Source organism: Bradyrhizobium elkanii USDA 76 (assembly GCF_023278185.1).
Taxonomy (GTDB): domain Bacteria; phylum Pseudomonadota; class Alphaproteobacteria; order Rhizobiales; family Xanthobacteraceae; genus Bradyrhizobium; species Bradyrhizobium elkanii.
The window spans coordinates 1415869-1442858 of the sequence record NZ_CP066356.1 but is presented as its reverse complement, the minus strand read 5'-3'; the positions used below and the strand labels follow the sequence as shown (position 1 = coordinate 1442858).

Here is a 26990-nt window from a genome sequence, read left to right as displayed (position 1 = left end):
TATGATGCGAAGTGCGAAAGCCGGGAACAAGACGGCGCAGCAGTTTCGCGACGCGGCGCTGCCGTGTCTCGACGATGCCTATGCGTTCGCCCAGGTGTTGATGCGAACCGAGGCGGACGCCGAACTGGCCGTGCAGGAATGCTATCGGCGCGCACTGCGCCGGTTCGACGGCCTACGCGGCCCGGCCATCAGGCCGTGGCTGCTCGCGATCCTCAAAGCCGTCTGCCTGGAGAAACTCGGCCAAGAACTAGCCGGCGAGAATGTAGCGCCAGAACGGCGCGACAGCGCAACAATCCGGCAACTGGTTGCCGACCTGCCCGCGCCGCTCCGCGAAGTCATCGCCCTGCGCGAAATGATCGATCTCTCCTACAAGGAGATCGCCGAAGTCACCGGCATTCCCGTCACTACCGTGATGTCGCGCATCGCGGAAGCGCGCGCCATGCTGCTCGCGGCGCGGCGCGCGGCGAATAAGACGACGCAGACGCTACCGGAGCCGAGGCTCGCCGGCGGCGCCTCAAAACCGGCGGTCTACCGCGCGAAGGCCTGCTGAACCGCCGACGGCTCGGTGATGCCGTTCGCGATCAGGAGCTCGAGCAACACGCGCGCCTTCTGCGGGTTGAGATCGAGCGAGACCGCAAAGCCGAGCTTGTCATCCTCGACCTCGACGTTGCGGTTGACGAAACCTGAACCGACCCGGCTCGAACGCACCACCACGACGCCCTGCTTCGCCGCGGCGGCCAGCGCATCGATCGCGCCCTTCGATGAATTGCCGTCGCCGACGCCGGCCAGCACGATGCCCTTGGCGCCGCGCTTGACCGCATCCTCGACCTCAGCGGCGTCCATGTTGGCGTGCGAATAGATGATGTCGACCCGCGGCAAGGGCGGCGCATCCGGCAATTTCAGCTTGGCGCCTCTGGCTGGAGCGGCCGGCTGCAGAAAGCGCAGCGAGCCGGTGTCGACATAGCCGACCGGCCCGGCATCGGGCGAACGGAAAGTCTCGACGCTGGTGGTGTTGGTCTTCTGCACCCAGCGCGCGGCATGGATGGTGTCGTTGAGCACCACGAGCACACCGCGGCCGCGGGATTCCGGGGCAGAGGCGACCCGCATCGCCTCGTAAAGATTGGCCGGGCCATCAGCGCCGATCGCGGTCGAGGGCCGCATCGATCCAACCAGCACGATCGGCACGTCGGTGTCGAGCACGTTCTGCAGGAAGAACGCGGTCTCCTCCATCGTGTCGGTGCCATGGGTGATCACGACACCGTCGACCTCCTTGTTGTCGACGGCCGCGCGGATGCGCTTGACGAGGTCGAACCACACGTTGTCGTTCATGTCCTGCGAGCCGATCGACGAGATCTGCTCGGCCGAGATCTGGGAAAGCTTGTCGATGCCTGGGATCGCCGCGATCAGGTTGGCCGCACTGACCTTGCCTGAATCATAGGCGTTGCCGGCGCGGGCGCTGGCCTGGCCCGCGATGGTGCCGCCGGTGCCGAGCACGAGCACGCGGGCCAGCGTGGTGCCGGTGGCCTGTTGTGCGGATACCGGCGAGGCAATCCCGATCGTAAGGGCTGCGGCGAGAAAGAGCCGTGCGGAATAGTTGGGTCGAAACGAACGTGGTGTCATTTTTTGCCCCGAGCGACAGGTTGCAAATCCACAACTCTTGGTTTTGTCCCTCAACAAGTGGACAAAGTTGCGGCGATAGAGGCAGCGGGCGAAAGCTCGGCCAGAATCTTCAGCAAGCTTCAAGTGACTTGCGCAGCGCGATCTTGCCGGTCTTGCCCTTGGGAACTTCCGCAAAACCTTGACATCTGCCGGGAGGCGTCGCAACATTTTTCGAAGATTATTCGACTTTTGGCCGCGCCATGCATTTTGAGCTTCCCGACGATCTCCGCGTTCTGCAAGGCCGGGTGCGCGAATTCGTGCGCAGCGAGCTGCAGCCGCACGATGCCGCGATCGAGGCGACCGGCGAGGTGCCGGACAGCGCCATGGCCGGCCTGCGCAGGATGGGATTGTTCGGCACCAACACGCCGAAGCAATTCGGCGGCCTCGGCCTCTCGATGCTGGGCAGCTGCATCGCGATCGAGGAGCTCGCGAAGGCCCACACCGCCTTCTACTATCTGAGCGGGGTCAACGTTCACATCGGCTCGAAGGCGATCGAGTTCTACGCCCAGCCGGCGGTTCGCGACCGATGGCTGCCGGAGCTCGCCAGCGGACGGCTGATCGGCGCGTTCGCGCTGACCGAGCCGAATGCCGGATCCGATGCCGCCCGGATCCAGACCCGGGCGCGGCGGGACGGCGATCATTACGTGCTCGACGGCCGCAAGACCTACATCACCAATGCGCCCACAGCCGGCGTTTTCACGGTGTTCGCCACGCTCGATCCGTCAGCCGGCGCCAAGGGCATCGCGGCCTTTGTAGTCGACGCAAAGACGCCGGGCCTTGCCATCGGCCGCCTGGTCGAGATGGCCGCCGGACGCGGCTCGCAGCACGCCGAAGTGATCTTCGAGGATTGCCGTGTTCCGCGCGAGAATCTGCTGGGACAGGAGGGCGAAGGATTCGCCATCGCGATGCGGTGCCTGGATGCCGGGCGCACCCATTGGGGCGCCTATTGCGTCGGCGCGGCGAGCCAGTTGCTGGACTACGCGCTCGACCATGTCTCGGAGCGCGAGGCGTTCGGACGCAAGCTGCGCGATCATCAGGGCCTCGAGTGGCAGATCGCCGACATGGCGAGTTCGCTGCATGCCGCGCGGCTTGTCGCCTATGAGGCAGCCTGGCGTTACGACCAGGGCGATGCCGCCGCCCGCACCGCCGCGGCGGCGCTCTCCAAATATACCGGCGCCGACATGGTGCAGTGCGTTGCCGACACCACCATGCAGCTGTTCGGCGGTGCCGGTTATTCCAGGGACCTGCCGATCGAACGCATCTGGCGGGAAACGCGGGTGGTCCGCATTCTGGACGGCACCTCCGAGATCATGCGCCAGATCATTGCCCGCGATGCATTCCGTCGCCATGAACGGCGGAACACGCCGGTGTGATGGCAATCCTACGCTGTATCTCGTTGCAATAGCGCTTGTGTTCCGGTCCCGCTGCCTTACTGTTTTTCCCGGACGCGAGGAGACGAAAGTGGCTTCGGGGACGACACTCAAGCTCAAGCAGCAACGCAGCCGCGACCGGCGCGAGCAGATCCTCACGGCAGCCACCAAGCTGTTCGGCGAAAAAGGCATCGACGGCACCTCGCTCACCGAGGTCGCCGCCGCGGCGAAAGTGCCGCTCTCCAGCATCTATGATTATTTCGAGGACAAGCGCGCGCTGGTGCTCGATGTGCCCGAGGGCAATTTCGAGGCGCTATATCAGAAGACCGAGCCGCTGCTGGTCAAGGGTGGCGACCCCGTCGAGCAGCTCCGCATCATCTTCCTCACCAACTTCCAGTACATCAAGGACAACCCGAGTTGGGGCCGGGTGTTCTTCCTCGAGATCTGGCCGAGCGTGCTTGCCGCCGAGCCGCGGATCAAAAAGGCGGTCGACAGATACGCGCTGCGCTATGTGCAGCTGATCAGGCAGGCGAGCCGCGCCGGCACCTATCGCCGCAATCTCGATCCCTACACCGCGATGTCGCTGATGATGGGCGGGATGTGCCATCTCACCGCGGTCTGGCTGCTTTACGGCCGCAAATACGATCTGGTGAAGAAGGGCAAGGCGCTGTTCACCACGCTGCATAACGGGTTCGTGCAGCGTTATCCGCGCCGGCGTACGGCCGGTTCTCGTAGGCTCTCGTAGGATGGGTAGAGCGAAGCGAAATCCATCATTCGTCAGGCTGGCATGGAGTGATGGGTTTCGCGTCGCTCTGCTCATCCTACGCACCATTCGCCGGCGAGCGGTTCGTGGCGCGAACGATTTGATCCAAATTCATCGATGTTTGGCCGGCTGTCGAAGTAATCCCTTTCCGGAAAACCAATACACAACCGTCGAAATCCTGCTCTAGTATGACGTCGTGGGCGACCCGCGACCGGACACGCGGGCACTGGGATGGGAGCGAACCGATGGACGTCAAGGCTGTCCTGCCGCCGCGTGGCCGCGACTATCGCCTGGATCTGCTGCGCGGTTTCGCCAACTGGGCGATCTATCTCGATCACATTCCGAACAACGCGGTGAACTGGATCACGCAGAAGAATTTCGGCTTCAGCGACGCGGCCGATCTGTTCGTGTTCATCTCCGGCTACACCGCCTCCTTCGTCTATGCGCGCATGATGCTCGAGCGCGGCACCGTGATCGGCGCCACCCGCCTGATCAAGCGCGCCTGGCAGATCTATGTCGCGCATGTCCTGCTGTTCGTGATCTACATCGCCGAAATCGGCTATCTCTCCCAGCGCTATCACGACCCCAACCTGCAGAATGAATTCAACGTCGCGGGCTTCATGCACAATCCGGCCGAGACGCTTTATCAGGGCCTGATCCTGGCGTTCAAGCCGGTCAACATGGACGTGCTGCCGCTCTATATCGCGCTGATGCTGTGCTATCCGCTGGTGCTGTGGGCGATGCTGCGCAAGCTCAATCTGACGCTGCTGGCCTCGTTCCTGCTCTATCTCGCGGCGCGGCAATTCGGCTGGAACCTGCCGGCCTATCCGTCCGGCTCATGGTATTTCAATCCGTTCTGCTGGCAGTTCCTGTTCGTGTTCGGCGGCTGGTTCGCGCTCGGCGGCGCCAGCGAATCGATCACGTTCATCCGCTCGCGCGCCTTCCTTTGGGTCGGCGGCGCCTATCTGCTGTTCGCGCTGGTCATGACCTTGGCGGGCCGCTTCCCGGAACTCGGACAGGCAATGCCGGCCTGGCTCTATGACGCGTTCAATCCGAACGACAAGACCAACCTCGCGCCCTATCGCGTCCTGCACTTCATCGTGTTGGCCTTCTTCGTCACGCGCTTCCTGCCGCGCGAATGGCCCGGATATGAATGGCCGGTGTTCCAGCCGATACTGAAATGCGGCCAGCAGTCGCTCGAAGTGTTCTGCACCGGCGTTTTCCTCGCGGTCATCGCGCATGTGGTGCTGGTCGAAGTCTCCGGCAGCATCTGGATGCAGATCGCGGTCAGCATTGTCGGCATCGTGCTGATGACCGCACTCGCCTACTACCGCTCCTGGTCGAAGAAGGTCGAGAAGGCGCCCGCGAAGGTACCTGCGGCCGCGCAGGCGCCGGTGACCGCGAAGCCGGCGGAGTAAGGCCCCGCTTGATGCGCGACGGCGCGCGGCCGAAGCCGCGCGCAACGCGCAAAGTAGCCTGCTATTTCGCCAGCGGCTTGCCGGCCGTCTCCGGCGCCAGGGCGATCAGCGGCAGGCCGACCACATAGATCAGCGACAGCATCGAAATCGCCAGCGGGAAGCTGCCGGTGCGGGCGGCGAGCGCGCCGATCAGGGTCGGGCCGGCGGCGCCGAGCACGCGGCCCATGCTGAAGGCGAAGCCGGAGCCCGAGCCGCGCAGCGCTGACGGAAACATCTCCGGCAGCCAGATCGTGAACAGGCCGAACACGCCGTTGGTGAAGAAGCCGAGCACCGGCAGCAGCACCATGAACAGCGTCAGGCTGTCGAGCCATTCGATCGCGACTTCATAGCAGACCACGACGGAGATCAGCCCGCCGATAAAGAACAACACCGCGGTGCGACGCCGGCTGCCGAGCCAGGTGGTGAGCCATGGCACCAGCAGGCAGCCGATCAGCGTGCCGACATTGGTGATCAGCCCGGCCACCGCGCCCATCTCCTGCGCGTGCGCCGGCGTCGCGCCCGCGGCGACCAGCTTGGTCGAGATCACGGTCGGGGCCCAGAAGTTCGACGACCACAGGCCGAAGATGATGCAGGCCATCATCAGCGCCGCGGCCCAGGTGGTGCGCGCCTGATCGCCGGCAAACAAGGCCGCGACCGACGGCTGCTCGCGCGCGGCGCTGCGCTCGGGTTCAGGAATGTTGCTGCGCAGATACGCGATCAGCAGCGCCGGCAGAATGCCGAGCAGGAACATGCCGCGCCAGCCGAGCGTGCTGCCGATCGCAAGCGTCACGGCGGCGGCGAGGAACAGCCCGGTCGGCGTTGCCGTGTGCAGCCATCCGGCGAGCCGCACCCGCGTATTCTCCGGCACGGATTCCTGCAGCAGCGGCGTGCCCGCGGCCCATTCGCCGCCGATGCCGAAGCCGGCAACAAAGCGAAACAATGCGAACATCACGATACCGGTCGCAAGCCCGCACAGCGCCGTGAACAGCGAGTAGACCAGCACCGTCCAGCACATGATCCGGACCCGTCCGTAACGGTCCGCAGCCCAGCCCCAGATCATCGAGCAGGCCCAGCCCAGCATGAAGATCGAGAACAACAGCCCGCCATAGATGCCGATATTGGCCTTGCTCGGCTCGATGCCGCTGGCCGGCAGCAATTCGCTCAACGCGCCGACCAGGATGTAGGCATACATCGAGGAATCGAAGCCATCGAGCATCCAGCCGAACCAGGTCGCCCAAAACACTTTTCGCGGCGACACTGCGCCAGGCGCCGCGACCGACGGCGCAAGTGTATCGACGGTGCTCTCAGTCATGTTTCCTCGCACGTTTCTTTTGTGCGCGGACTATGCCGAGGTTTGCGCGACGGGACATCTCCGGCAAACGGGACGGAGGTATCCGGCACAAGAATAGCGACGCCGATCACATCGGCGTCACCGCGAGAGCGCGAACGCGTGTTGCGCTAGGACGAACGCACAGCGGCTGGGCCGTTGCAACCGGCGGACGCACCGGCGTCTTGCGTAGCCTCGCCGCCCAGAGATAGAGAATTCCCGGCGTGGTTCACGACGGTATTTGCCAAAGCGCACGCCACACCGGGCGCGGGTATTTCGGCATGTGTCCGGGAACGTCTCACTTTTGATAGATCTTGAGCGTCTCAATCATCTGCTTGAGCTCGGCAACATACTCATCGGCGTAATCCTTGTGGACCGACAAGGTGACGAGAATGCCGAGCTCGGATGTATTCGTGGCGAGATAGTAGGTGTCGAAGTTTGCCAGTTCGGAGCCGGAATGCAGCGCCTCGACCCATTGGTGCGAACCGATCACGTTGCGCTTTACAAACCGGATGTCGGACAGCTTGCCCGTGCCTTCGTCGCCGATCCGTTGCCGCTGCTTCAGATGGTCTTCGTAGGCCAGCAGATTGTCCTGCTCGTTGCGTTCCTTCATGGCGATGATCGCGATTGCCGCACGGGGAGGCTTGCCGGGCGGGGAGCAGACGAACTCAGTGTCGTCTTGTTCGCACCACCAGCCGTGTGCCAGCTCCATGTCGAACGCCGCGGCCCGGAAGACGTCTCGCTGCGGCGCGACCAGGATACGCGACGCTGAATATCCGGCGCCACCGAGCACTGTCGCGCTCACCACAAACGATGCCAGCATTGCGGTGACAAGGCGCGCGCTGCCGGGGATATCCATCGTCAGCTTCCCTGCTGCTCGATCCAGCGCTTGAGATCGGCGGCACGCTGCTTGAGGCCGGCCCCCGCCTTGGAGCCGGCGACCGCGTCGATGGTGTTGAGGGCCGCCTGTTTGGCATCTGCGGCAGCGGCGGCATTTCCGCGCTTGCGCTCAACCAGGACAAGGTATGCCTGCGCGATCGCCACCTCGTACGCGACAGATGCGTCCGCGGGCTTGCCGTCACCGGATGAGCCGGCACCGACCGCAAGCTTGAACTGCTCGGCCGCGGGATCGAGCCGGTCCAGCGCGGCATATTGCTGACCCGCCAGCCGGAACAGGCGTACCCGCCATCCGACGATCTGATAATCCTCGGTACGACCATCGGACTTGCGAGCGTCGAGCAAGCGCTTCAACGCGTCGGCACCTGCGTCGTAGCTGTCCGCCGCCTCCTGGTGGCGATTTGCGGCGACGTGCAGATCGCCCGTCTGGCCCAGCGCCTCGGCCTCGAACCGGATGAACTGGGCGCGCCCATCATGCTCCTTGCCGAGCCGCCTGCTGTCATCGAGCAGATCGGCAAAAACGCGTCCGGCGCCATCCATGTCCTTTTGCCGCACCAGATATTCGGCATAGGCCTGCTGGGCCTGCAGGAGCGCCAGCGCTGAGTCGACGCGTGCGCGGCCCCGATGACTGAGCGCCGCGCGCTCGATGGCGTCGCCGAATTCCTTCCGCGCCTCCTTGTCTTCGTGAAGCGCTTCACGGTGGGCGCCGCGCTCGAGCCGACAGGTCACGATCCCGTTGATCGGAGGATCGCTCGCTGTCCCTTGATCCGCCTTGTCGAGCAGATCGCAACCGCGGCCGATGATGAGCCGGCGTGTCCGCAAGGTGTCGGCATCGTCGGCTCTCAGATTGGCCGCCTCGCCAATCATGCTGGAAGCCGCAAACATGCTGTCATCGTTGGCGCGGATGGCCTTGTACTGATTGATCAAGGCCAGCACGCTAAGACCACCAACGGCGACAAGCGTTCCCAGGGTTGCGCCCGCGACCGCGCCCAACTGCGTCTGCTGCCGCTTCTCCTCTTCCTGCCGGAGCCGGGGCATCTCCTCGGGCGGTATATTGAGCAGGGGCGCGACGATCTTCAGCTTTTCCGCGCTCAGGCGGACCACCCGCGAGAAGCTCAGGAACCACAATGGTCCCGCGCCTCTCAGATCGACGATCTCGATGTTCGGGAAGGTTTCCTTCAAGCCTCCGGGCAGCGGGCCGTCGAAGTCGCCTGCGCCCCTGGCCACGATGACATTGCCGGCGCCAGGACCAGCGGCGAAGTCCCTGATCTCGCGCTCGATCCAGTCTTCGGCGCCGCCCGGCCGCCGCATCGCATCGGGCGTCGCCACCACGATCAGGTATCGCGAGGAGAGCAGCGCCGGCTTGATGCTTTGCTGGTAGAAGTCGCTGGTGCCGCGCTCATAGGCCGTGTCGAGATAGACGCGCAGCTTCTTCGCATAGGCGCCGCGCAGCACTGCGGGAAGGCGAAAGCCGACAAGCGTGCGCCTGAGCCACCGTGCAACGGCAATCCCGTCGGACCGGCGGTAGGAAATGAATGCGTCGTAGTTGAACTCAGACATCGAGTTCGACGGGCTGATTGAATGAGAGCAGGTCCGAACCGGGCCGGATCGCGCAGCTGAAGGAACTTGTTCGAAAAAATCTACATCGGACACGCAAGCTAAACACGTTGTAGTGGCTGGATCAATCTCCATCTCGTCTGGCGAGCATCAGCATTGTCCGCCTTCCGGCCGAGCCTGGGGATGATGGTGCGGTTCGCTCGACGCGGCGCGATCAGCTTGTTAAGCCGCCTCTCCGCAAGGACAATTTGAGTCGGGACATGACCGTAGCGATCGAGATGGGACAAACGACGGCCGGCGCTTCGGCGGCCATCGACCTCGAGGAGCTATTGGCGACACGCCTCCTGGTGCAGGGCAATTCGGGTTCCGGCAAATCCCATCTGCTGCGCCGACTATTGGAACAGAGCGCCCCCTGGGTGCAGCAGACCATTATCGATCCCGAAGGTGATTTCGTCACCCTGGCCGAGCGATTCGGCCACCTCGTTATCGACGCCGAGGACCACACCGAGCGCAGCCTGCAGGTCGCCGGCGAGCGCGTGCGCATCCATCGCGTCTCCACGGTGCTCAATCTCGAGGGGCTCGACGCGGAGAACCAGATGCGGCGCGCCGCGGCCTTCCTCGGCGGGCTGTTCGACGTCGCCCGCGATCACTGGTATCCGATGCTGGTGGTGGTGGACGAGGCGCAGCTGTTCGCGCCGGCGGTCGCGGGCGAGGTGTCCGACGAGGCGCGCAAGCTCTCGCTCGGCGCGATGACCAATTTGATGTGCCGCGGCCGCAAGCGCGGGCTTGCCGGGATCATCGCAACCCAGCGGCTGGCGAAGCTCGCCAAGAATGTCGCGGCCGAAGCGTCGAACTTCCTGATGGGCCGCACCTTTCTCGATATCGACATGGCGCGCGCCGCCGACCTGCTCGGCATGGAACGCCGGCAGGCGGAAGCCTTCCGCGACCTCGAGCGCGGGCAATTCATGGCGCTGGGACCTGCGCTGTCCCGCCGTCCGCTGGGCTTGCGCATCGGTCCGACCGACACCCAGCCGCGCAACGCGGCGCCGCGGCTGATGCCGCTGCCTGAAGCGGCACTGGAGGACGCACGCGCGATCATCCTGGCCGCTCCGCCGCCGGAAACGGTGCGGCCGCAGCGCCGGGCGCCGTCGCCGGACCTGCTCAGCCAGTTGATGGCCGCCAAACAGCCGGCACTGGAGCCAGATCCCGAAGCTGCGGAGCCACCGCCGAGCGCCGAGCAATTGGCCGAGCGGCGTGAGCGGCTGGACCGTATCCTGCGCGCCATCCTCGCCGAGCCCGACGCCGGCTTCCGCGCCATCGGCGTGCTCTATCAGGAGTTCGTGGTCCGCTGCCGGATCGAGGGTCTCGGTGCCGTTGTGCCGGAGCTGACCGATTTCCGCCGGATGCTGACGCGCGCCCGCGCCGGGCTCGGCACCGAGATGGCGGAGGACGACGCCTGGCAAGATGTCTCGCTGCGTGCGGCCCTGCTGCCCGAGGACATGCAGGGCGTCTTCATGATGATTGCCCGCGCCGCGAAGGAGGGCTGGCCTTGCCCGAGCGATGCCGCGATCGCTCGCGCCTACGGCACGCATTCGCTGCGCCGCGCCCGGCATCTTCTCACCTACATCGAGGAACAGGGCCTGATCGTCTGCCAGCTCGACGGTGCCGGCCGGCGGATCGTGACCCTGGTCGAGCTCGCCTGGGCCACGGCCGCGGCCGACCCGAATGTAGACGACCTGGCGACAGAGGTGACTTGCAGCAGCTCGTCGCCGTGATCAGGCGCTGGGCAACCAGGCGTTCGGTGTTGCGCGGCATCGCCGAAGCGTTGCAAGACAAGAAAATGGCCCGCCAGGAGGCGGGCCTTTTCATCTTTGCCTGTTGAGCGATTTTGGTTGCGAAGGGCCCGCGACAGGCCCTCCACAGCCGCCCTATCTCAAGCGCTTACGCATGCTGCGGCTGCGCAAGCTGACTGACCTGCATTGCCGGCGGATCGACAACCGAGGTACCGCCATGGCCGTCGCTCGAGGCCGTGAATGTGGAAGCCATGTAGTTGCCCAGCAGCGCAATGGTGGCGGTGACCGTGCCGTCCGTCACCGTGAGCGTTCCGTGCGTGCTGTCACCGCTGAAGGTCGGCGTCTGAACGGTCGCGAAATTGATATTCGCGAAATCGATCGTGTCCGAACCGGTCATCCCGGCGACAGTTCCGGTGAAGCTCGCGGAATTGTCGAGCTTCAGCGTCCCGGTGCTGCCCAGGAACGTCACGGCGGCGTTCGAAGCCCCCGTCAATTCCAGGGTGGCGCCCGCTGCGATGGTGGCGCTGCTCGGGCTCTCTCCCGTTACGTTGAAAGGCTGCCAGGCACCCCACGCACTGCCATCATAGGCCCGGATCGAGAGCTGGTCGGTGCCGGAGCCGGCCTGATAGGTCGTCAGGGCAAGTTGTGCCGGAGTGACGTCGATCTCCGTATTAGCAGACTGGTTCACTCCGTTGACGTTCCAGCGCCCGTTCGTGTTGGAATCCCACAACGCATATTTCGTTATGGTATCGCCGTCCGCGTCCGTCGCGCTGACCAGGCTCGAAGCCGCGAAGACCTGCCCCGAGACCGTCGTTACGTTCGAGACCGAGACCGTTGGCGCCTGGTTGGTTGCAGTGGCCGTGAAGCTCTTCCAGGAACTCCACATGCTGCCGTCATTGGCCTTAACCCAGAGCGTATCCGATGGCGAGCCACCGGGGCCGAACACGTAGCTCACCTGTGACAGGTTCGCCGCGCTCACATCGATCTCAGTGTTGGCGGCCTGGGCCACACCGTTCACAACCCAATGGCCGTTTCCTCCGGTGTCCCAGAAGGCGTACTGGGTGATCGTATCGTTGCCGACACCATCACGAATTATCAGGTGTGGGATTCGACGGCGGATGCGAGCAGCGGGCACTGGGTGGTCGGGGGAGTCGCCCAAGGCACCAATGCCGCCATCGATGTCACGGCAGCTCAGCTTTCGAGCACAAGCTTTCAAAGCGGCTCGGGCTCGGACGATCTCTGGGTGAGGGCTTACGACGGCTTTGCCTGGGGGGCGTGGAAGGAATTTCACGTCACCGCGCCGGTTGACAGCGCTCCCGTCGTGACGGCGTCCGACTTCCACGCCACGGCCAATCAGAGCGTGGCCGCATTGAGCCTGTTTTCAGTCACGGATGCCGACGGCGACAGCATGGCACAGTACCAATTCTGGGATTCGACGCCGTCGGCAAGCAGCGGCCACTGGAGCATTGGCGGTACTGCGCAGCCCACCGGCACCGCCATCAACGTCAGCGCGGCTCAAATTGCCAGCACGACGTTCCAGGGCGGCACCGTCCCTGACGACCTCTGGGTTCGCGCCAGCGATGGCATCAGCTGGAGTGCGTGGCACGAATTCCATTTCATCGTCTAGGGAGCGGCCCCGCGTTGCGGAAGCGACGCGATCTGCGCCCAATCAGTCGACGACACGAGGCCCGATTGTCCTCCAAAACAAAAAATGGCCCGCGAATGCGGGCCATTTTATCGGAACCGGTTGGTCCGGACTTTGGTTGCGGGGAGGCGCAACACCCGATTATTGCGATTGATTGAACAGGAGCTTCCTAAGCTTGCTGCATAACTGATTCGGACCGGGCCGCTGATTAAGAGGCCTATTGCAATCCCAATCATTTCAATGACTTGGCCTCTAAAGAGCGGATGGAGCAAAGAAGGAAGATCAATCACTTACGAACGGATTTCGAAATGAAATCGATCAACTTTACCGCTATTACTTTCGCGCTCACCACCTCGCGTCTTCTCACTATCAGCACCGGCGAGGAGGCGACATCAATCATTGCGTACGTCGAAATCTGAACCAATCGGGGGACTTTCAGGCGATACCAGCTTACCGCGATTTCTTCCCGGCAGCCTTCAAGGCTCTATTGCCCCAAGATTGGGCGGAGGTCGCTTCTGCCCTAACCGATCACAAAGATCAACTATTTAGCGACGCCGCCGAAGAGACCTTCGATGCCTTAAGAGCGCATATTCTGCGACTGGAGCAAGAGGCTGAAGCGGAACGGCACCGAGTCAAGCCTTGATCCGTCCTGCAACCGGGCACGCACGGCTACTTCGCCTATTGACGGTAAGAACGATCAAGAAGGTTGAACACGTCGAAACTTCAGTTTCGATTTGAGCGCGCCCTGAGTGCAGCCGGCACTACTACCGCCAAGTCGTGCAGTACACCTTGTTCCTTGCGGGGAACAATCGCCCGGTCGCTCCGACAGCTCGAAACGCCTTCGAGCCGGTCTCCCTCTGAAATCAATGCGCGTTCCGACTGCGAAAGTGCAGAAGCATCCGCTTCAACGTATTGTCTCCAAAAACCCAATGATGCAGCAGTGCCGCCATCATGTGAAACAGCGCCAGGATAACGAGCAGGTTGCCGAGAACTTCGTGAACTTCCTTTAGTTTCCGTGCGAGCGCTCGGTCGGCACTCCACGGTGACGGGATCTCCAGAAATCCAAACAGCGAGAGCGAATGTCCTCGCGCGAAGAGAAATGCGATCCCAACAAGCGGTACAGCCGCCAACAAGACGTAAAGGACGTAGTGCATAGTCCGCGCTGCCGGATCCGTCCATTCGATCAGCCATTTGCCGAATTCGGTAGGACTGGACTTCGGTGGCGGATTTGCAACGCGCCACGGTATCCGCACCGCGACCAGCAACAGTACGATAAGACCGGTCCAAACATGCGCGATCAGTCCGGTCGCCCGCGTTGATCCCTCGGACAATTCCTCTCCGAACGTTCCCAAGGCCCATGCGAGTGCGACGAAGAGAACGCTCAGCCAGTGCAGTGTCTTTGCAACTGGACCGTAGTCCCTTCCAACCGCATTCTTCATCACTGCCTCCTCCGCGCCCATAGTGAGCTTTCGACAGCCGGTGGACTCAGAACCTGCGTGCACGACACAGGGCCGGAGCATAGGCCAGCGCGAATCCCAGAAATGCACCCGTCCATGCGACACCCGCGATCACCAATAACGGAATCGAATAGGTCGGATCGACGGCCGCGCATATCCTCGCAAGCGCTGCGATGATGATCGAGGCGTAGACGGCCTGAGTGGCAGTGGATGCCGAGAGCTCCTGCCCCGTATGGCCGAGCGACGCTCGCGTCATCACTGCGATCGTCATCGAACCGATCGCACCACCGGTCCAGGCATGGATGCCGGCGCTGGGGGCGACGAGGTCTAGCGAAGATAGCGCCGCCAGGAAAAACCCGACAGGCACGAACGCGTAGGCAACGTGGAGGATCAGGACGAGCCGGTCCGATATCGTTCGATGGCCCGCCCAGCGAGCAAGGCGGATGATGTGGAGCCCCCCAGCAAATCCCAAGGCACCCGCGACCGCGCGACCGGAGGGAACCACCGCCCATGCACCCATGGCGCACGCACCGGCAACTATCGTCGCCGCGTCGAACCGACCGAAGGGAACAGGCAGCCGACCCGGCCTCTGACGCGAGAGCCAGTTGCGCGTGAAGCTCGGAACGATCCGCCCCCCGATCACACAGACCAGCGTAACGACGAGCGCAATACCCGCCCGCGCTGAATAGTCCGCGACACCGCTGAAATGTGCCTCCACATGGAAAGCGATGTTGGTCGTCGCAAGCAGCGACACGATGCCCACCAGTTTCAGATTGCCCCACTTTCGACCAGCGATGATCTCGCGCGCGGCAACGGCTGCGAGCGAGAGCAAGAACGCTGCGTCGATCGCAAGCGCGATTTGCCAGCCGATGATGCCTGAGAATGTCGCTGTCAGTCTTCCGGCAAGCCAGATGGCGAACAGAGCGACGAGCGGGCCGCCCTGAATTGGGAGGCGTCCTGTCCAGTTCGGAACGGCGGTGAGCAGGAAGCCTGCTATCACCGCACCCACGTAACCGAACAGCATCTCATGCACGTGCCAGTCCCGTGGCGCGAACGCGGTTGGAAGGCTGACATCCCCAACGAACACCGCCATCCACAATGGAACGATTGCGCCGGCGTAGATGGCGCCGAACAGAAAGAACGGCCGAAAGCCGTAGGAGAACAGTGCTGGGCCCCGATAACCCGTTAACCTCTGCATCGTCGCCATGGACGTCTTCCTTGTTCAGCGGCTGTCAGCGAAATCTGGCACGATACTGCGCGATGAGAGTTAATCGCGTCGCCGCGGGTCTTGAGTTGATCTGCGTCAACCCGGCCGGTAGCGCTCCGTGGCGTTTGCTCCGGATTTCCTTTGCCGTGGGCACCTCAAGAATGCAGCTCTCCCGCTTGGTGGATTGTGCTGCGTCAACGGCCCCCTCGCCGTCCGCACCGCAGACTTTGAGCCACGTCAATCGCGTGAACTGCTACACGTGCGACAAAGCTGAACATCGACCGGAGGCGATCTTGCGTGCGCCACACATTCACATCATGGTTTCGCCGGCTCCCCCTTTTGGGATGGCGCGACATCGCGTCGGCGCCATTCGGTTGCGTGATCGAACTTGCAATGATTGATGGCGAACGTCAGCCGCGCGGCGTCCCCTGCATCCGCCACACCGAGGGGTGGCTGGACGCCGCGACGATGCAACCCGTTACCGTGTCGGCAACACACTGGCGCTACTGGCGGCCTGACGTGCTGCCGATATGCTGCTGCTGACAATGGCGCGGTTTGGTGACATCAACCGGCTGGTCTCGGTCCTGCTCCTGCGGTCGCGGGTGCCGCAATCGCGGCGGACGGACTGGACACTGATGCTGGCGCTTGCCTGTACGGCGCTGACCATCGCATCGGCGATCTCACTGCTTTATTTTCACTACTTGGATCGGCCCTGATCGCTGGCCGGCTCGTCGTCGGCGATGGCGCGCCAGGCCGCGCCATCGAGGTCCTCATATTGTCCGCTCTTGAGTGACCAGAGAAAGCCGAGCAGGCCGGCAAAGCCAAGTGCGAGAGCCAGCGGCACCAATATGACTAGAACCTCCATCAGACCGTCTCCCTCGCACGCGCCCTCAGCGCATTGAGCATCACGATCACCGACGAACCCGACATCGCCGCCGCCGCGATCAGCGGCGTGACCAGGCCGGCGATCGCGATCGGCACCGCCAACACATTGTAGACGACGGCAAGCCAGAGATTCTGCCGCATCAGCCGCAACGCCTTGCGGGACACCTTAACCGCGACCACGACCGGCGTGAGCCGCTCACCCAGGAAGACAGCATCGGCGACTGCCTGGCTCATGTGGGTGGCGGTAACGGGCGACATCGAGGCGTGCGCCGCGGCCAAAGCCGGCGCGTCATTCAAGCCGTCGCCGACCATCAGTACCTTGCAGCCCTGGCGCGCCAGCTCCTCGATCCGCTCGATCTTGTCGACCGGAGAGACCTCCGCACGCCATTCATGCACGCCCAGCATCCTTGCCGCATGCCGGACCGCTGGCTCGCGATCCCCGGACACGATCTCGACGGCGATGCCCATGCGGGTCAATGCTGCGATCACCTCCGCCGCGTCCGGCCGCAGCCGCTGGCGAACCGCGAACGCATACCTGCTCTCGCCGTGACTGAATGCGACGACGGACGCCTCCGGATCGCGGCGCAGAATCTCGTTGGCGAGGTCGTCGGCACCGCAAAATGACGGGCGGCCCAGCCGGATCGGACGCCCATCACGAAAGCCGTGTACGCCCTGGCCAGGCTCTTCCTGAATGTCCGGAAGCGACGAAGCCGCGCCCGCCTTGCGCGCGACCGCCGCGGCGACCGGATGACGGCTTGAGAGGGCCAGCCGGCCCGCAAGCTTCACGACATCGTCCGGGACGTCCCCGAGATTGGCGACATCGAGCTCAGGCAGCGTCAGCGTGCCGGTCTTGTCGAAGATCACCCGGTCGATCTCGGCGATCCGTTCGATCGCATCGCCGGCGTTGAGCAGCACGCCCGAGCTGAACAGCGCCCCGGATGCAACGGTCTGCACGGCCGGAATGGCAAGCCCCAGCGCGCAGGGACAGGTGATGATCAGGACCGCAATCGCCGTCACGATCGAGTCATGAAAACTCGCGCCATAGGCCAGCCAGCCGAGCATCGTGAGCAACGCGGTCGCGTGCACGACCGGGGCATAGAGCCTCGAGGCCCGCTCCGCCAGACGCAGATAGCGCGAGCGCGCCTGCAGCGCGTGATCGAGCAGCCGGGATATTTCGTCGAGCAACGTGCCGCCCGAAGCCGCGGACGCGCGGATGCGCAATGTGCCTGAACGGACCAGAGTGCCGGCGAACACCGCAGTGCCGGGCGTGGCTATCGCCGGTAAGGTTTCGCCCGTGATCAGGCTCTGATCGACCTCCGAGCGGCCCTCGATCACATTGCCATCGACCGCGCAGCGCTCTCCGGGCCGCAGCAGAACGATGTCGCCGGCGCGGATCGCGGCTGCCGGGACTGTTTTGATCTCGGTCGGACCGACGAACTTCGTCGCCGTCTCCGCCTTGAGGGCAGCCAGGTTGCCGGCAAAGGCGCGAGTGCGCCGCCGCATGTTCTGGTCGAGATAACGACCGGCAAGCAGAAACGCGATCAGCATGATCGCGGCATCGAAATAGGCATGTTCGGCGTGGTTTACGGTCTCGATCACCGAGGTCGCCAGCGCGAGCACGATGCCGATGCTGATCGGCACGTCCATGTTGACGCCGCGCGCCCGCAGCGCTGACAACGCCGACGAGAAGAAGGGCTGCGCCGAGTAAGCGGCCGCCGGCAGCACGATCAGCGCCGACAGCCAGTGGAAGAAGTCGCGCTGCTCCGGCAGCATGTCGGAGACGTTGCCGGACCATACCGGGACCGACAGCATCATGACGTTCATCGCCGCAAAGGCGGCGACACCCAATCGGCGCAACAGGGCTTGCGCACGCCGGGCTTCCTGGGTTTCGGCATCATTCCGCTCGAAGGGATAGGCCTTGTAGCCGAGCTCCGCGAGACGGCTTACGAACAGCGCCGGGTCAAGAGCACCCGCCTTCCATTCCAGTGCAAGGCGACTGTTCGTCAGGTTCACGCGGGCCGAGGTGACGTCCGGTATGGTTGACAAATTGCGCTCGATCTTGGCCATGCAGCCCGCACAATTGATGCCTTCGACTGCGAGATCGAGATGGATGAGCCCGACGCCCGTGGTCTTCAGATAGTGAGAGAAGTCGATATCCGCCTGCATAGGATCCACCTTCAGTTCAGCAGGATTCGATTCTTCGACAGGAACATGCGGCCGCCGTCAGCGTCGCCCTCTATGACGAGGTCCCACTGCCCCGCGGCGACGCCCTCGGCGCGGCCGCTATAGCTCCCACCCTCGGCCTCGGTGATCTCGATCGCCCGGTCTGCGCGATGATCGATCGGCCGCTCGAGCCGAGCGAGGAAACTCAGTCCCGTCAGCGGCGCTCCGGCGTGGTCACGCGCCTCCAGCGCGATTGCAGCGCTGCCGTCAGGCCGCCGGTCGATATGCGCCCGGACCCGCCAGTCGCGCTCGTTCTGCTGTCTGGCCGCGTCGATCTCGCGCTGATAGGCGAGGCTGGCGCTGTATGCGCTGTCGACCTCGGTGCCCGGAAGAGTCGTAATGGCAAGGCGCATCATGACCATGTTCACGCTGATGACGACGGCAAAGAACGCGACCGTCGTGACCAGGACGAAACGTCCGGTGATAGGTCGCGCGGCTTGACTTGAGACTGCCATGATGAAATTCCGTGCTTAGGGAAGGACGAAGTGGTCGGTCGCGGAGGCGACCTCTCCGAGACCGATATCAGTGACGCGGAATGTGACCGGCACCGACTTTTCCGCTTTTTCATCGAACGGCGTCGTCACCAGCACGCGCAGTTCGGTGGTGGTGTCACGCGCAAGAACGATCATCGGCCGATCTGGCGTCACGGAGTCCGAACCGATGACGTGTAGCTTCGCTTCGGCGGGTCCATCGACATCGATCGCGATCACACGATCAAAACCGCGCTTGTTGAGGAAGCGCAGTGTGTATCCATTGCGGATCGCGCCGTCGCTGAGACGCACCGCGATCGGATTGCGGTCGTGCAGCACGTTGACGTCGAGCAGGGTTCGCGACATCAACGCGTAAAGCATCACGGCGCAGACTACGGTGATCAGGCTGGCGTAGACGACGGTACGGGCGCGAACGGGCTTGAAAATCTCCTGCTTGCCGGCGACGCGCCGCTGAACGTTGATATCGTTATCGTATCCGATCAAACCGGCCTTGCGGCTGACCTTGGTCATGACGGCGTCACAGGCATCGATGCACAGGCCGCACTGGATGCAGCCAAGCTGCGCACCATCGCGAATGTCGATCCCGGTCGGGCATACGGCAACGCACTGGTTGCAATCGATGCAATCGCCGGCCTTCTCGCCGAGCGAGCGAATGTCGAACGCCTTCTTCACGGAGCAACGCGGCTCACCACGATCGTATTTGTAAGTGACGTTGAGCGCCCATTCGTCGGTCAGCGCGGCCTGGATCCGCGGCCAAGGGCACATATAGACGCAGACCTGCTCGCGCACATAGCCGGCCAGCAGATAGGTCGATGCGGTCAGCATCGCGATCCAGACATAAGCGATCGCCGGCGCCTGAAAGGTCGCAAGGTCACGCACCAGGGTCGGCGCATCGGCGAAATAGAGCACCCAGGCGCCACCGGTCCACCAAGCGATCATCAGCCAGATCGCGTGCTTCAACGCACGGCGACCGGCGCGGTTTACGGTCATCGGGCCCGCATCGGCCTTCATCTGGGCGCGGCGGTCACCTTCTACCAGCCGCTCGACCGCATAGAAAAGATCCGTCCAGACCGTCTGCGGGCAGAGATAGCCGCACCAGATCCGGCCACCGAGCGCATTCATCAGGAACAGGGCGAACGCCGCGAGCACCAGAAGGCCAGTGAAGTAGTAGATTTCCTGCGGCCACAGCTCGATGAAGAAGAAATAGAAGCGTCGGTTTGGGAAGTCGATCAGGACCGCCTGGTCGGGCGCGCCGAGACCCCGATGCCAGCGTACGAAGGGCAGCAGATAGTAGACGCCGAGGCAGACGGCCATCAGCCGCCACTTGATCGAGCGGAACCGGCCGGATACGCTCTGCGGGTACACCTTCTTGCGAGGCGCGTAGAGCGGCCCGTCTTCGTCGGTCATGAGTTCAGCAGGCGGCACGGGCTTGTTCATGGGTTGCTCGAATGAGGCTGGTTGAAACCTACATCCCTGCACCAGGTCCGGGTTTGACCTCGGTCAATGATCCCGGACGGCCTCGCGGCGGCAGCTATTTGCCGCCGCCTAATGAGTGCACATAGACCGCCAGCGCCTTGACGGTGACCGGATCCAGACGGCCGACCCAGGCCGGCATCACGCCGGCGCGGCCGTTGGTGATCGTCTCGACCAGCGCCCCCTCGTCGGAGCCATAGAGCCAGATCTGGTCGGTCAGGTTCGGCGCGCCGAGCTCCGGGTTGCCCTTGCCGTTGTCGCCGTGGCAGCTGGTGCAGTTTTCGGTGAATAGCTTCTTGCCGGCGGCGGCATCGAACTTCGGCGCGGTGGAAAGGCCGGAAAGCGAGCGCACATAGTTGGCGACGGTCACGATCTCGTCCTTCTTGAGGACGCCGTCGCGGCCGAATGCGAGCATCTGGCCTTCATGGGTCTTTGCGTGTCCGGAGCGCGCGCCGAACTGGATCGTCTGCATGATCTGGTCAAGCGAGCCGCCCCACAGCCAGTCGTCGTCGTTCAGGTTCGGATAGCCCTTTGCACCCGCGCCGCCGCTGCCGTGGCAGGGCGCGCAATTGTCGGCGAACACGGTCTTGCCGCGGGCGCGCGCCAGCGCCAGCAGAGCAGGATCCTTCTCGATGTCGGCCAGCGACGCATTGCCGAGCACCGCCATCTTCTCGCCACGCAGCTTCTCGAGATCGGCCAGGTCGGTCGCGACACTGGCGCGGGTGGAATACTGGAACAGACCGGTGGTGTAGCCCGAGACCAGCGGCCAGGCCGGATAGACGACCCAGTAACCGATCGCCCAGACGATCGTTGCATAGAAAGTCAGGACCCACCACCGCGGCAGCGGCGTGTTCAGTTCCTTGATGCCGTCCCAGTCATGACCGGTCGTGCTGCGGCCGGAAACGCGGTCGATCTCATTATGCTCGCTCATGATCGGTCAGTCCTCCCGCAGCGGCATCCGGGCTGCGGCGTCGAAGAGAGATTTGTTGCGGGGCCACAGTGCGTAGGCGACGATGGCGATGAAGATTCCAACGAAGATCGGCGTCCAGAGCGTGCCGACCAGGCTTGATGCGAAATTCTCGACGTGAATGATCGCTTTCATGCTCGTGCCCTCAGCGCAGATTGGCTTTTTCGTTGTAGAGCTTGAAGTCGACGAGCGTGCCGAGCATCTGAAGATAGGCGATCAGGGCGTCGAGCTCGGTCGGATTGCCGGCCTTGCCGTCGAAGTTGCGGACCAGGGCCTTCGGATAGCGCTTCTGAAACGGATCGGAGCCGGGGCTGTCGGGATCGACCTGCGCTTTGAGATCGGCGACCGCGTTGGCGATTTGCTCGTCGGTATAGGGTACGCCGACCGCGCGATTCGTCCGCAGATGAGCCGCGACGTCGGACGGATCGAGTTCCGTCTTCGCGAGCGACGGGTACCCGGGCATCACCGACTGCGGAACGATCGAGCGCGGATTGATCAGGTGAGTGACGTGCCAATCATCGGAGTACTTGCCGCCGACCCGCGCAAGATCCGGTCCGGTGCGCTTGGAGCCCCACTGGAATGGATGGTCGTACATGCTCTCGGCCGCCAGCGAATAGTGGCCATAGCGCTCGACCTCGTCACGCAACGGGCGGATCATCTGCGAGTGGCAGAGATAGCAGCCCTCGCGGACATAGATGTTGCGGCCGGCGAGCTCGAGCGGCGTATAGGGCCGCACGCCGTCGACCGCCTCGATCGTGCTCTTCAGATAGAACAGCGGCGTGATCTCGACCAGCCCGCCGATCGCAATGACGACGAGAATGCCGGCGATCAGGATGATAGAGTTCTTCTCAAAGATCTTGTGTCGATTCCAGATGGACATTGCGTGACCTATTCGGCAGGCTGGAGAGCGCCGGCGCCCTCGATTTCGCTGGCCTGGCCAGCATTGACCGTCATCCAGAGATTGAAGGCCATGATCAGGGCGCCGACCAGGAACAGCGCGCCGCCCGCTGCGCGAATGATGTAGAAGGGGTGCATGGCCTCGACGGATTCGATGAAGGAGTATTCGAGGAAGCCGAGCGAGGTGTAGGCACGCCACATCAGGCCTTGCAGGATTCCCGACACCCACATCGCGGAAATGTAGAGCACGATGCCGATGGTTGAGATCCAGAAGTGCCAGTTGACCAGCTTCAGGCTGTAGAGCTGGCGATTCCACAGCCAGGGGATCAGGCAGTAGAGCGCGCCGAAGGAGACGAATCCGACCCAGCCCAACGCGCCGGAATGCACATGGCCGATGGTCCAGTCGGTATAGTGGCTCAACGAGTTGACCACCTTGATCGACATCATCGGGCCTTCGAAGGTCGACATGCCGTAGAAGGCGACCGACACCACCATCATGCGCAGCACGGGATCGGTGCGCAGCTTGTCCCACGCTCCCGACAGCGTCATCAGGCCGTTGATCATGCCGCCCCAGGACGGCATCCAGAGCATGATCGAGAACGTCATGCCGAGCGTCTGCGCCCAGTCCGGCAGCGCCGTGTAGTGCAGATGATGCGGGCCGGCCCAAATGTAGAGGAAGATCAACGCCCAGAAATGGATGATCGAAAGCCGGTATGAATAGACCGGACGCTCCGCCCGCTTCGGAATGAAGTAGTACATGATCGCCAGGAAGCCGGCGGTCAGGAAGAACCCGACCGCATTGTGGCCGTACCACCACTGGAACATCGCATCCTGCACACCGCCCCAGGCGATGTAGGACTTCGAGCCGAGGAAGGAAACCGGCAGCGCGGGATTGTTGCCGAGATGCAGCACCGCGATCGTGATGATGAACGCCAGGTAGAACCAGTTGGCGACGAAGATATGCGGCTCCTTGCGCCTCACCAGCGTCATCAGGAACACGAGCAGATACGTCACCCAGACGATCGTCAGCCAGAAGTCGGCGTACCATTCCGGCTCGGCGTATTCCTTCGACTGGGTCACGCCGAGCAGGTAGCCGGTGCCGGCGACCAGGATGAAGAAGTTGTAGCCGACCACGACGAACCAGGGCGACAGGTCGCCTGCAAGGCGAGTGCGGCAGGTCTTTTGCACGACATAAAACGACGTTGCGATCAGGACGTTGCCGCCGAACGCGAAGATCACGGCCGACGTATGCAGCGGCCGCAGGCGGCCGAATGTCGTCCAGGGCAGATCGAAATTAAGCGCCGGCCAGGCCAGCTGCATGGCGATGATCAGACCCACAGTGAAACCCGCGATGCCCCAGAACATCGCCATGGCGGACGCGAACTTGATCGGGCCAAGGTTGTAGTTGGGGCGCCCGCCGATCTCCGCCGGTGGCAATTCTGCAGGACGGTCAAGGTAGCGATTGCCGATCATGACCACGGAGATCAGGCTGGCGGCACAAGCAAGCGACGCGTGAAAACTGAACGCCGCATCGTGCCCCATCGCCGCGCCCAGAAAGCTAACGAAGGCAAAAACCGCAAGTGAAGACGTCAAGCCGGCTTCGCCCATCGTCATCGACTTTGAAACGGAAGATGGACTTGTCATGTGGAAGCTTTCTTTGGATGCGGTGGCGTCATGGAGACTACAATCTCGCCGCCAGCTACTTGATCGGCATCAATTCCTGCGCCATGCCGAGCGCCGCTGGCGCCGCGGCTCAGCGCCGTCAGGGTTAGTTCATTCGGACAGTATCGTGCCGGACTGGCCCGCCTTTCCCGCGCGAGATCCGCGGCGCAGCGAGCCTTCTCACGGCATAGACCGCACACTCGCTGCAGATCACGCAACACATCGCAATGGGACGACGCGAGCGTCTGCTCGGACAACCCTGCATGCTCGAGACGCTTGCTGAGCAACTCCGGCGAACCTTGCTCGCGGGCAAGCGCACGAAGGTCCGACGTCGGCAGATTCAGCTCGTGCGCGATCTCGTCGATCTCCCTAGCGGTCAACAGATCGAATTCGTGTCGACGCGCAAGAAACGCTCGCAAGCGCGCGAGAAGATTCTTGAACTGCGGCGAGCTATTGCCAGCTGATCGGTCGATCATTTCTCACCCCCTTTTGGCTCTCCATCTCTAGCCGAAGGACCCGATTGTCGATTTGATACCGATCAAGCACGCGATAGCGCGGCAATCGATCGCGACGGCCGCCCAAGGGGCGCTAGCCGCCCCAGGCCGACGGCAAAGCCGGCGGCGTTCGAAGCTCCATGGAATCGGCAAAGATCGTCCAGTCGCGGACACCCTTCTGCCTACAGAAGTCGGCCTCGGCCAGCTGTGCGGCCGCGGAAAGCGAGGCAGCGTCGACCTTGAACACTGCCTGGCAGGCGCGATGCTCGTGGCCGGTGTCGTCGCAAACGGTTTTGATGAAGCGAACATCGAATGATGGCATGGCACCCTCGCATGGGCTGATTCCCGTTGCTGACGCTGCCATCAGTGCGAGGCGCCCGTATTGATCTGTCGCAACGGCTTGCTCTGTATTGCAAGGCGAGCAGAGCTTGAACGATCTCGACCGCGCGGACCACGCGCATTTCGCGACGTGCGGCTCACGTGACCAGGAACGACAACCGGACCGGACGAGGTACTATTTGTGGCGAGATTTCCAGTCTGCGGATGAGGGCTGGACCGCCGGTATTGACGTCGTCTTGCCGTTGACGGTCCATCCAGCGGCAGCAATCGCGAAACCAACGATCGCACAGATCACAAGCAACGTTGCGGCGAATCCCACGACATCGGCGCTGACCACTGCGGTCGCGATCAACGGCGTCAGTATGATTGCTGGGCGAACGATCATTCTGCGGCCTCGTCCGCTTTGGCGGCAGCTGCTCGCTCGTCTTCCGCGGATTGGATATAGAAGCCGGAATAGGTATCGACGTAGCACAGATGATCGTGCACTTCCTTGACGCCAACAGCATTCTCCGCGGCGACGATCGCCGCCCGCCTCGCCCGTTCGTCCATGATGACCCCACGAAGGTGCACCACGCCGTCGCGCACCGAGACCTGCAGCCCGAGCGGACACCAGTTTGCACCGTCGAGCACCCGCACGATGCGATCGTGGATATGGTTGTCGTCCGCCGTGGGATCCGGGATCTGGTGCGCGATGGACGCGACAGTACGCAGCAGGTCCGCCCGCGTCACGAGGCCAACGAGGCGCCCGTCGCGCATCACCGGCAGCCGCTTGATGCCCTTCTTCTCCATGAGATCGACCAGGTCAGGCAAAGGCGTTTCTTCCGTCACGGTGACGGGGTCGCACGACATGATCTCTCCGACCTTCCGCCCGCGCTCGTGGACAAAGTCCGCGGCTGCGTAGCCGGGGCCGAGAAGAAACTTGAACCAGCCGCTACGACGGCGCTGCGTATCGATCTCGCTTCGTCGCAGAAAGTCGCTCTCCGACAGGATCCCGACCAATCTTCCAGCCGCATCGACCACCGGCAGGCCGCTGATATGGTGATCCATCATCAGCTTGGCGGCTTCGATAATGGATGTTTCGGTTCCAACAGTGACGAGATGTCTCGCCATGATCTGATGTGCGCGCATTGCCGCTCTCCCTTCGACACTTGCAGCAAGCTCACACATGACCGGCCCATTCGTCTTGATCTCCCTCAATGGCTGCACTTGACGGGAATCAAGGCGCCACAGCCGGTGATCGAAGATGTTGCCAGTCGGTCAGGAGAACCGAATCATGTTGCAGAACCTGCTCGCCTCGATTGGCGCGCTCGCGATCGCTGTCGTGGCCTTCGTCCGGATGATGTTGCAGGCAAAGCGGCCTTCGCTAAGCCAGCCGGCCAAGTCAAGCCCTGTCCGGCCCCGTCGCCGCCGCCCGTTCTAGGCTGTCGGCGCCGTCTCGACCGTTCTTCCGGAATTTTGACGTGCGTCAATGCGGCACGACGCGTGCGGCTGGAAGATGTTGTTCCGTCAGGATTGTGCAAATGGCAGACCGAAGGGCTTGGCGCCCGATTATCTTCTCGTGTCCAACCACCGGTGATCGCGTCCAAGCTCTGCTTCCCGGTGAGGCGTCCGAGTCTCTGGCTGACAATCTGTACTCGATCTCCTGCGCCGCCTGTGACGGCATCCACTTCATCAACCTGCGAACCGACGCAGTCGTCGATCCCAAGCGGAGCTAGATTGATCGCCAGGATCGGTGCAGGCTGGAAGCCATCGAGTTGACGCATGTCAACACACAAGCGCCGCCCATATGGGAAGCAAGGCCTCCCCCTACGAAGGATTTTGAACATGACAGAGCGAAACGAAGTCCGTCCCGTCTCCGACGCCATCCAGGGCTACGCAAAGCGCGCGATGACCGTCCAGTCGGAATTCGCGGAGAAGCTGATTGAAGCGAACCGGCACTGGTTCGAGCAGATCCAGGTCGAATCAAACGAGGCCTGGGAGCTCTTCCGCAGGTTCAATTCCACAGCCTCGGTCGCCGAGAAGATCACGGCGTTGCAGGATTGGGCCAAGGGCGTCACGGCGCGTAGCGCGAGCGACGCGACGTACGCGATCGAAACCGCGCGTTCGCTGGGTACGATCGAGCTGAATCTGTTTGCACGAAAGACCGGCAGTGTCGACGAGGCTACTCAGAAGGCCGCCTGACGTGCCAGGACGGGACGCTCCACAGCGCCCAGGGGCCGGCGTCAGCGAAACATGGGAGGGGGTCACGACGGCCCCCTTCGGTCGAGACCTAGAGCTCGCCGTGATCGAGGGCAACGCCATTCACCAGCTCGTCTTTCCTTGTCGCCGCATCCCGGGCGGCTGGGTGAGGGCGGAGACCGCCCAACGCATCGTGGTACAACCCACACATTGGCGAGCCTGGGTCAAATAGGTCATCTGCCCACTGTC

General features: G+C 63.2%; 29 protein-coding genes. 10 read left to right on the top strand and 19 right to left on the bottom strand.

The window, feature by feature from the left end:
• The first annotated feature begins 1 nt into the window (after position 1).
• Positions 2 to 550, top strand: a complete 549-nt coding sequence (locus JEY66_RS06850; RefSeq protein ID WP_016846965.1) for a sigma factor-like helix-turn-helix DNA-binding protein — start codon at positions 2 to 4, stop codon at positions 548 to 550.
• Here the strand turns inward: JEY66_RS06850 and JEY66_RS06845 are convergent.
• Positions 529 to 1620: an asparaginase gene (locus JEY66_RS06845; RefSeq protein ID WP_016846966.1), complete on the bottom strand. Its 1092-nt coding sequence runs from the start codon at positions 1618 to 1620 to the stop codon at positions 529 to 531. The two genes, JEY66_RS06850 and JEY66_RS06845, sit on opposite strands and share 22 nt — an antisense overlap.
• 239 nt (positions 1621 to 1859) lie before the next feature.
• Here JEY66_RS06845 and JEY66_RS06840 point away from each other — a divergent pair, with 239 nt between their 5' ends.
• The 3 genes from JEY66_RS06840 (at position 1860) to JEY66_RS06830 (ending at position 5210) form a co-directional block, all read left to right on the top strand.
• Positions 1860 to 3032, top strand: coding sequence for an acyl-CoA dehydrogenase family protein (locus JEY66_RS06840; protein ID WP_016846967.1), 1173 nt, complete (start codon positions 1860 to 1862; stop codon positions 3030 to 3032).
• Between the two features lie 88 nt (positions 3033 to 3120).
• A complete protein-coding gene (locus JEY66_RS06835; protein WP_016846968.1) occupies positions 3121 to 3774 on the top strand; it encodes a TetR/AcrR family transcriptional regulator in 654 nt (217 codons plus the stop codon).
• 263 nt (positions 3775 to 4037) lie between these two features.
• Positions 4038 to 5210, top strand: a complete 1173-nt coding sequence (locus JEY66_RS06830; RefSeq protein ID WP_018268757.1) for an OpgC domain-containing protein — start codon at positions 4038 to 4040, stop codon at positions 5208 to 5210.
• A 61-nt stretch (positions 5211 to 5271) separates the two neighbouring features.
• Here JEY66_RS06830 and JEY66_RS06825 read toward each other — a convergent pair whose 3' ends face one another.
• From JEY66_RS06825 to JEY66_RS06815, 3 genes are all read right to left on the bottom strand, one after another.
• Positions 5272 to 6561: an MFS transporter gene (locus tag JEY66_RS06825; RefSeq protein ID WP_018268758.1), complete on the bottom strand. Its 1290-nt coding sequence runs from the start codon at positions 6559 to 6561 to the stop codon at positions 5272 to 5274.
• Positions 6562 to 6874: 313 nt separating this feature from the next.
• Complete coding sequence (locus JEY66_RS06820; RefSeq protein WP_016846971.1) at positions 6875 to 7435, bottom strand: hypothetical protein; 561 nt, start codon at positions 7433 to 7435, stop codon at positions 6875 to 6877.
• Positions 7436 to 7437: 2 nt separating this feature from the next.
• Positions 7438 to 9165: a TIR domain-containing protein gene (locus tag JEY66_RS06815; protein WP_245287096.1), complete on the bottom strand. Its 1728-nt coding sequence runs from the start codon at positions 9163 to 9165 to the stop codon at positions 7438 to 7440.
• A 125-nt stretch (positions 9166 to 9290) separates the two neighbouring features.
• On the opposite strand from JEY66_RS06815, the gene JEY66_RS06810 reads away from it, so the two are divergent.
• Positions 9291 to 10805: a helicase HerA domain-containing protein gene (locus JEY66_RS06810; RefSeq protein ID WP_018268759.1), complete on the top strand. Its 1515-nt coding sequence runs from the start codon at positions 9291 to 9293 to the stop codon at positions 10803 to 10805.
• Positions 10784 to 10912: a hypothetical protein gene (locus tag JEY66_RS45050; protein ID WP_016846974.1), complete on the top strand. Its 129-nt coding sequence runs from the start codon at positions 10784 to 10786 to the stop codon at positions 10910 to 10912. The genes JEY66_RS06810 and JEY66_RS45050 overlap by 22 nt, the downstream gene beginning before the upstream one ends.
• Positions 10913 to 10971: 59 nt before the next feature.
• Here the strand turns inward: JEY66_RS45050 and JEY66_RS06805 are convergent, their stop codons facing one another.
• Positions 10972 to 11832 carry an Ig-like domain-containing protein gene (locus JEY66_RS06805; RefSeq protein WP_016846975.1) on the bottom strand — a complete coding sequence of 287 codons (861 nt, stop codon included), beginning with the start codon at positions 11830 to 11832 and terminating at the stop codon, positions 10972 to 10974.
• 15 nt (positions 11833 to 11847) lie between these two features.
• Here JEY66_RS06805 and JEY66_RS06800 point away from each other — a divergent pair, with 15 nt between their 5' ends.
• Positions 11848 to 12450 carry a hypothetical protein gene (locus JEY66_RS06800; RefSeq protein WP_016846976.1) on the top strand — a complete coding sequence of 201 codons (603 nt, stop codon included), beginning with the start codon at positions 11848 to 11850 and terminating at the stop codon, positions 12448 to 12450.
• An 881-nt stretch (positions 12451 to 13331) separates the two neighbouring features.
• On the opposite strand, the gene JEY66_RS06795 is transcribed toward JEY66_RS06800, so the two are convergent.
• Positions 13332 to 13907, bottom strand: a complete 576-nt coding sequence (locus tag JEY66_RS06795) for a cytochrome b (protein WP_370144067.1) — start codon at positions 13905 to 13907, stop codon at positions 13332 to 13334.
• 46 nt (positions 13908 to 13953) lie between these two features.
• Positions 13954 to 15132, bottom strand: a complete 1179-nt coding sequence (locus JEY66_RS06790) for an NnrS family protein (protein WP_018268761.1) — start codon at positions 15130 to 15132, stop codon at positions 13954 to 13956.
• A 530-nt stretch (positions 15133 to 15662) separates the two neighbouring features.
• On the opposite strand from JEY66_RS06790, the gene JEY66_RS06785 reads away from it, so the two are divergent.
• Positions 15663 to 15848 carry a hypothetical protein gene (locus JEY66_RS06785; RefSeq protein ID WP_016845473.1) on the top strand — a complete coding sequence of 62 codons (186 nt, stop codon included), beginning with the start codon at positions 15663 to 15665 and terminating at the stop codon, positions 15846 to 15848.
• Here JEY66_RS06785 and ccoS read toward each other — a convergent pair.
• The 12 genes from ccoS to JEY66_RS06725 form a co-directional block, all read right to left on the bottom strand.
• Positions 15830 to 15997, bottom strand: coding sequence for a cbb3-type cytochrome oxidase assembly protein CcoS (gene ccoS / locus JEY66_RS06780; RefSeq protein ID WP_026191809.1), 168 nt, complete (start codon positions 15995 to 15997; stop codon positions 15830 to 15832). The genes JEY66_RS06785 and ccoS overlap by 19 nt on opposite strands.
• Entirely contained in the window at positions 15997 to 18183 is a 2187-nt protein-coding gene (locus tag JEY66_RS06775; RefSeq protein WP_018268763.1) for a heavy metal translocating P-type ATPase, read from the bottom strand. The genes ccoS and JEY66_RS06775 overlap by 1 nt, the downstream gene beginning before the upstream one ends.
• An 11-nt stretch (positions 18184 to 18194) precedes the next feature.
• A complete protein-coding gene (locus tag JEY66_RS06770) occupies positions 18195 to 18695 on the bottom strand; it encodes a FixH family protein (protein ID WP_018268764.1) in 501 nt (166 codons plus the stop codon).
• Between the two features lie 15 nt (positions 18696 to 18710).
• Positions 18711 to 20168, bottom strand: a complete 1458-nt coding sequence (gene ccoG, locus JEY66_RS06765; protein WP_018268765.1) for a cytochrome c oxidase accessory protein CcoG — start codon at positions 20166 to 20168, stop codon at positions 18711 to 18713.
• 94 nt (positions 20169 to 20262) lie between these two features.
• Complete coding sequence (ccoP, locus tag JEY66_RS06760; RefSeq protein WP_018268766.1) at positions 20263 to 21135, bottom strand: cytochrome-c oxidase, cbb3-type subunit III; 873 nt, start codon at positions 21133 to 21135, stop codon at positions 20263 to 20265.
• Between the two features lie 6 nt (positions 21136 to 21141).
• A complete protein-coding gene (locus JEY66_RS06755) occupies positions 21142 to 21306 on the bottom strand; it encodes a cbb3-type cytochrome c oxidase subunit 3 (protein ID WP_016845468.1) in 165 nt (54 codons plus the stop codon).
• 10 nt (positions 21307 to 21316) lie between these two features.
• Positions 21317 to 22051 (bottom strand): cytochrome-c oxidase, cbb3-type subunit II, encoded by a 735-nt coding sequence (gene ccoO / locus JEY66_RS06750; protein WP_018268767.1) that lies wholly within the window; start codon positions 22049 to 22051, stop codon positions 21317 to 21319.
• A gap of 8 nt (positions 22052 to 22059) precedes the next feature.
• A complete protein-coding gene (gene ccoN, locus JEY66_RS06745) occupies positions 22060 to 23682 on the bottom strand; it encodes a cytochrome-c oxidase, cbb3-type subunit I (RefSeq protein ID WP_162136674.1) in 1623 nt (540 codons plus the stop codon).
• Between the two features lie 26 nt (positions 23683 to 23708).
• Positions 23709 to 24206: a hypothetical protein gene (locus JEY66_RS06740; RefSeq protein WP_157183394.1), complete on the bottom strand. Its 498-nt coding sequence runs from the start codon at positions 24204 to 24206 to the stop codon at positions 23709 to 23711.
• A 112-nt stretch (positions 24207 to 24318) separates the two neighbouring features.
• Positions 24319 to 24546 carry a hypothetical protein gene (locus tag JEY66_RS06735; protein ID WP_018268770.1) on the bottom strand — a complete coding sequence of 76 codons (228 nt, stop codon included), beginning with the start codon at positions 24544 to 24546 and terminating at the stop codon, positions 24319 to 24321.
• A gap of 192 nt (positions 24547 to 24738) precedes the next feature.
• Positions 24739 to 24948, bottom strand: a complete 210-nt coding sequence (locus JEY66_RS06730; RefSeq protein WP_100213611.1) for a hypothetical protein — start codon at positions 24946 to 24948, stop codon at positions 24739 to 24741.
• A complete protein-coding gene (locus JEY66_RS06725) occupies positions 24945 to 25691 on the bottom strand; it encodes a CBS domain-containing protein (RefSeq protein ID WP_018268771.1) in 747 nt (248 codons plus the stop codon). Before JEY66_RS06725 ends, JEY66_RS06730 begins: the two co-directional genes overlap by 4 nt.
• 145 nt (positions 25692 to 25836) lie before the next feature.
• Here JEY66_RS06725 and JEY66_RS06720 point away from each other — a divergent pair, with 145 nt between their 5' ends.
• Entirely contained in the window at positions 25837 to 25983 is a 147-nt protein-coding gene (locus JEY66_RS06720) for a hypothetical protein (RefSeq protein WP_157183395.1), read from the top strand.
• Positions 25984 to 26387: 404 nt separating this feature from the next.
• Positions 26388 to 26744: a hypothetical protein gene (locus JEY66_RS06715; RefSeq protein ID WP_018268774.1), complete on the top strand. Its 357-nt coding sequence runs from the start codon at positions 26388 to 26390 to the stop codon at positions 26742 to 26744.
• Positions 26745 to 26990 lie beyond the last annotated feature (246 nt).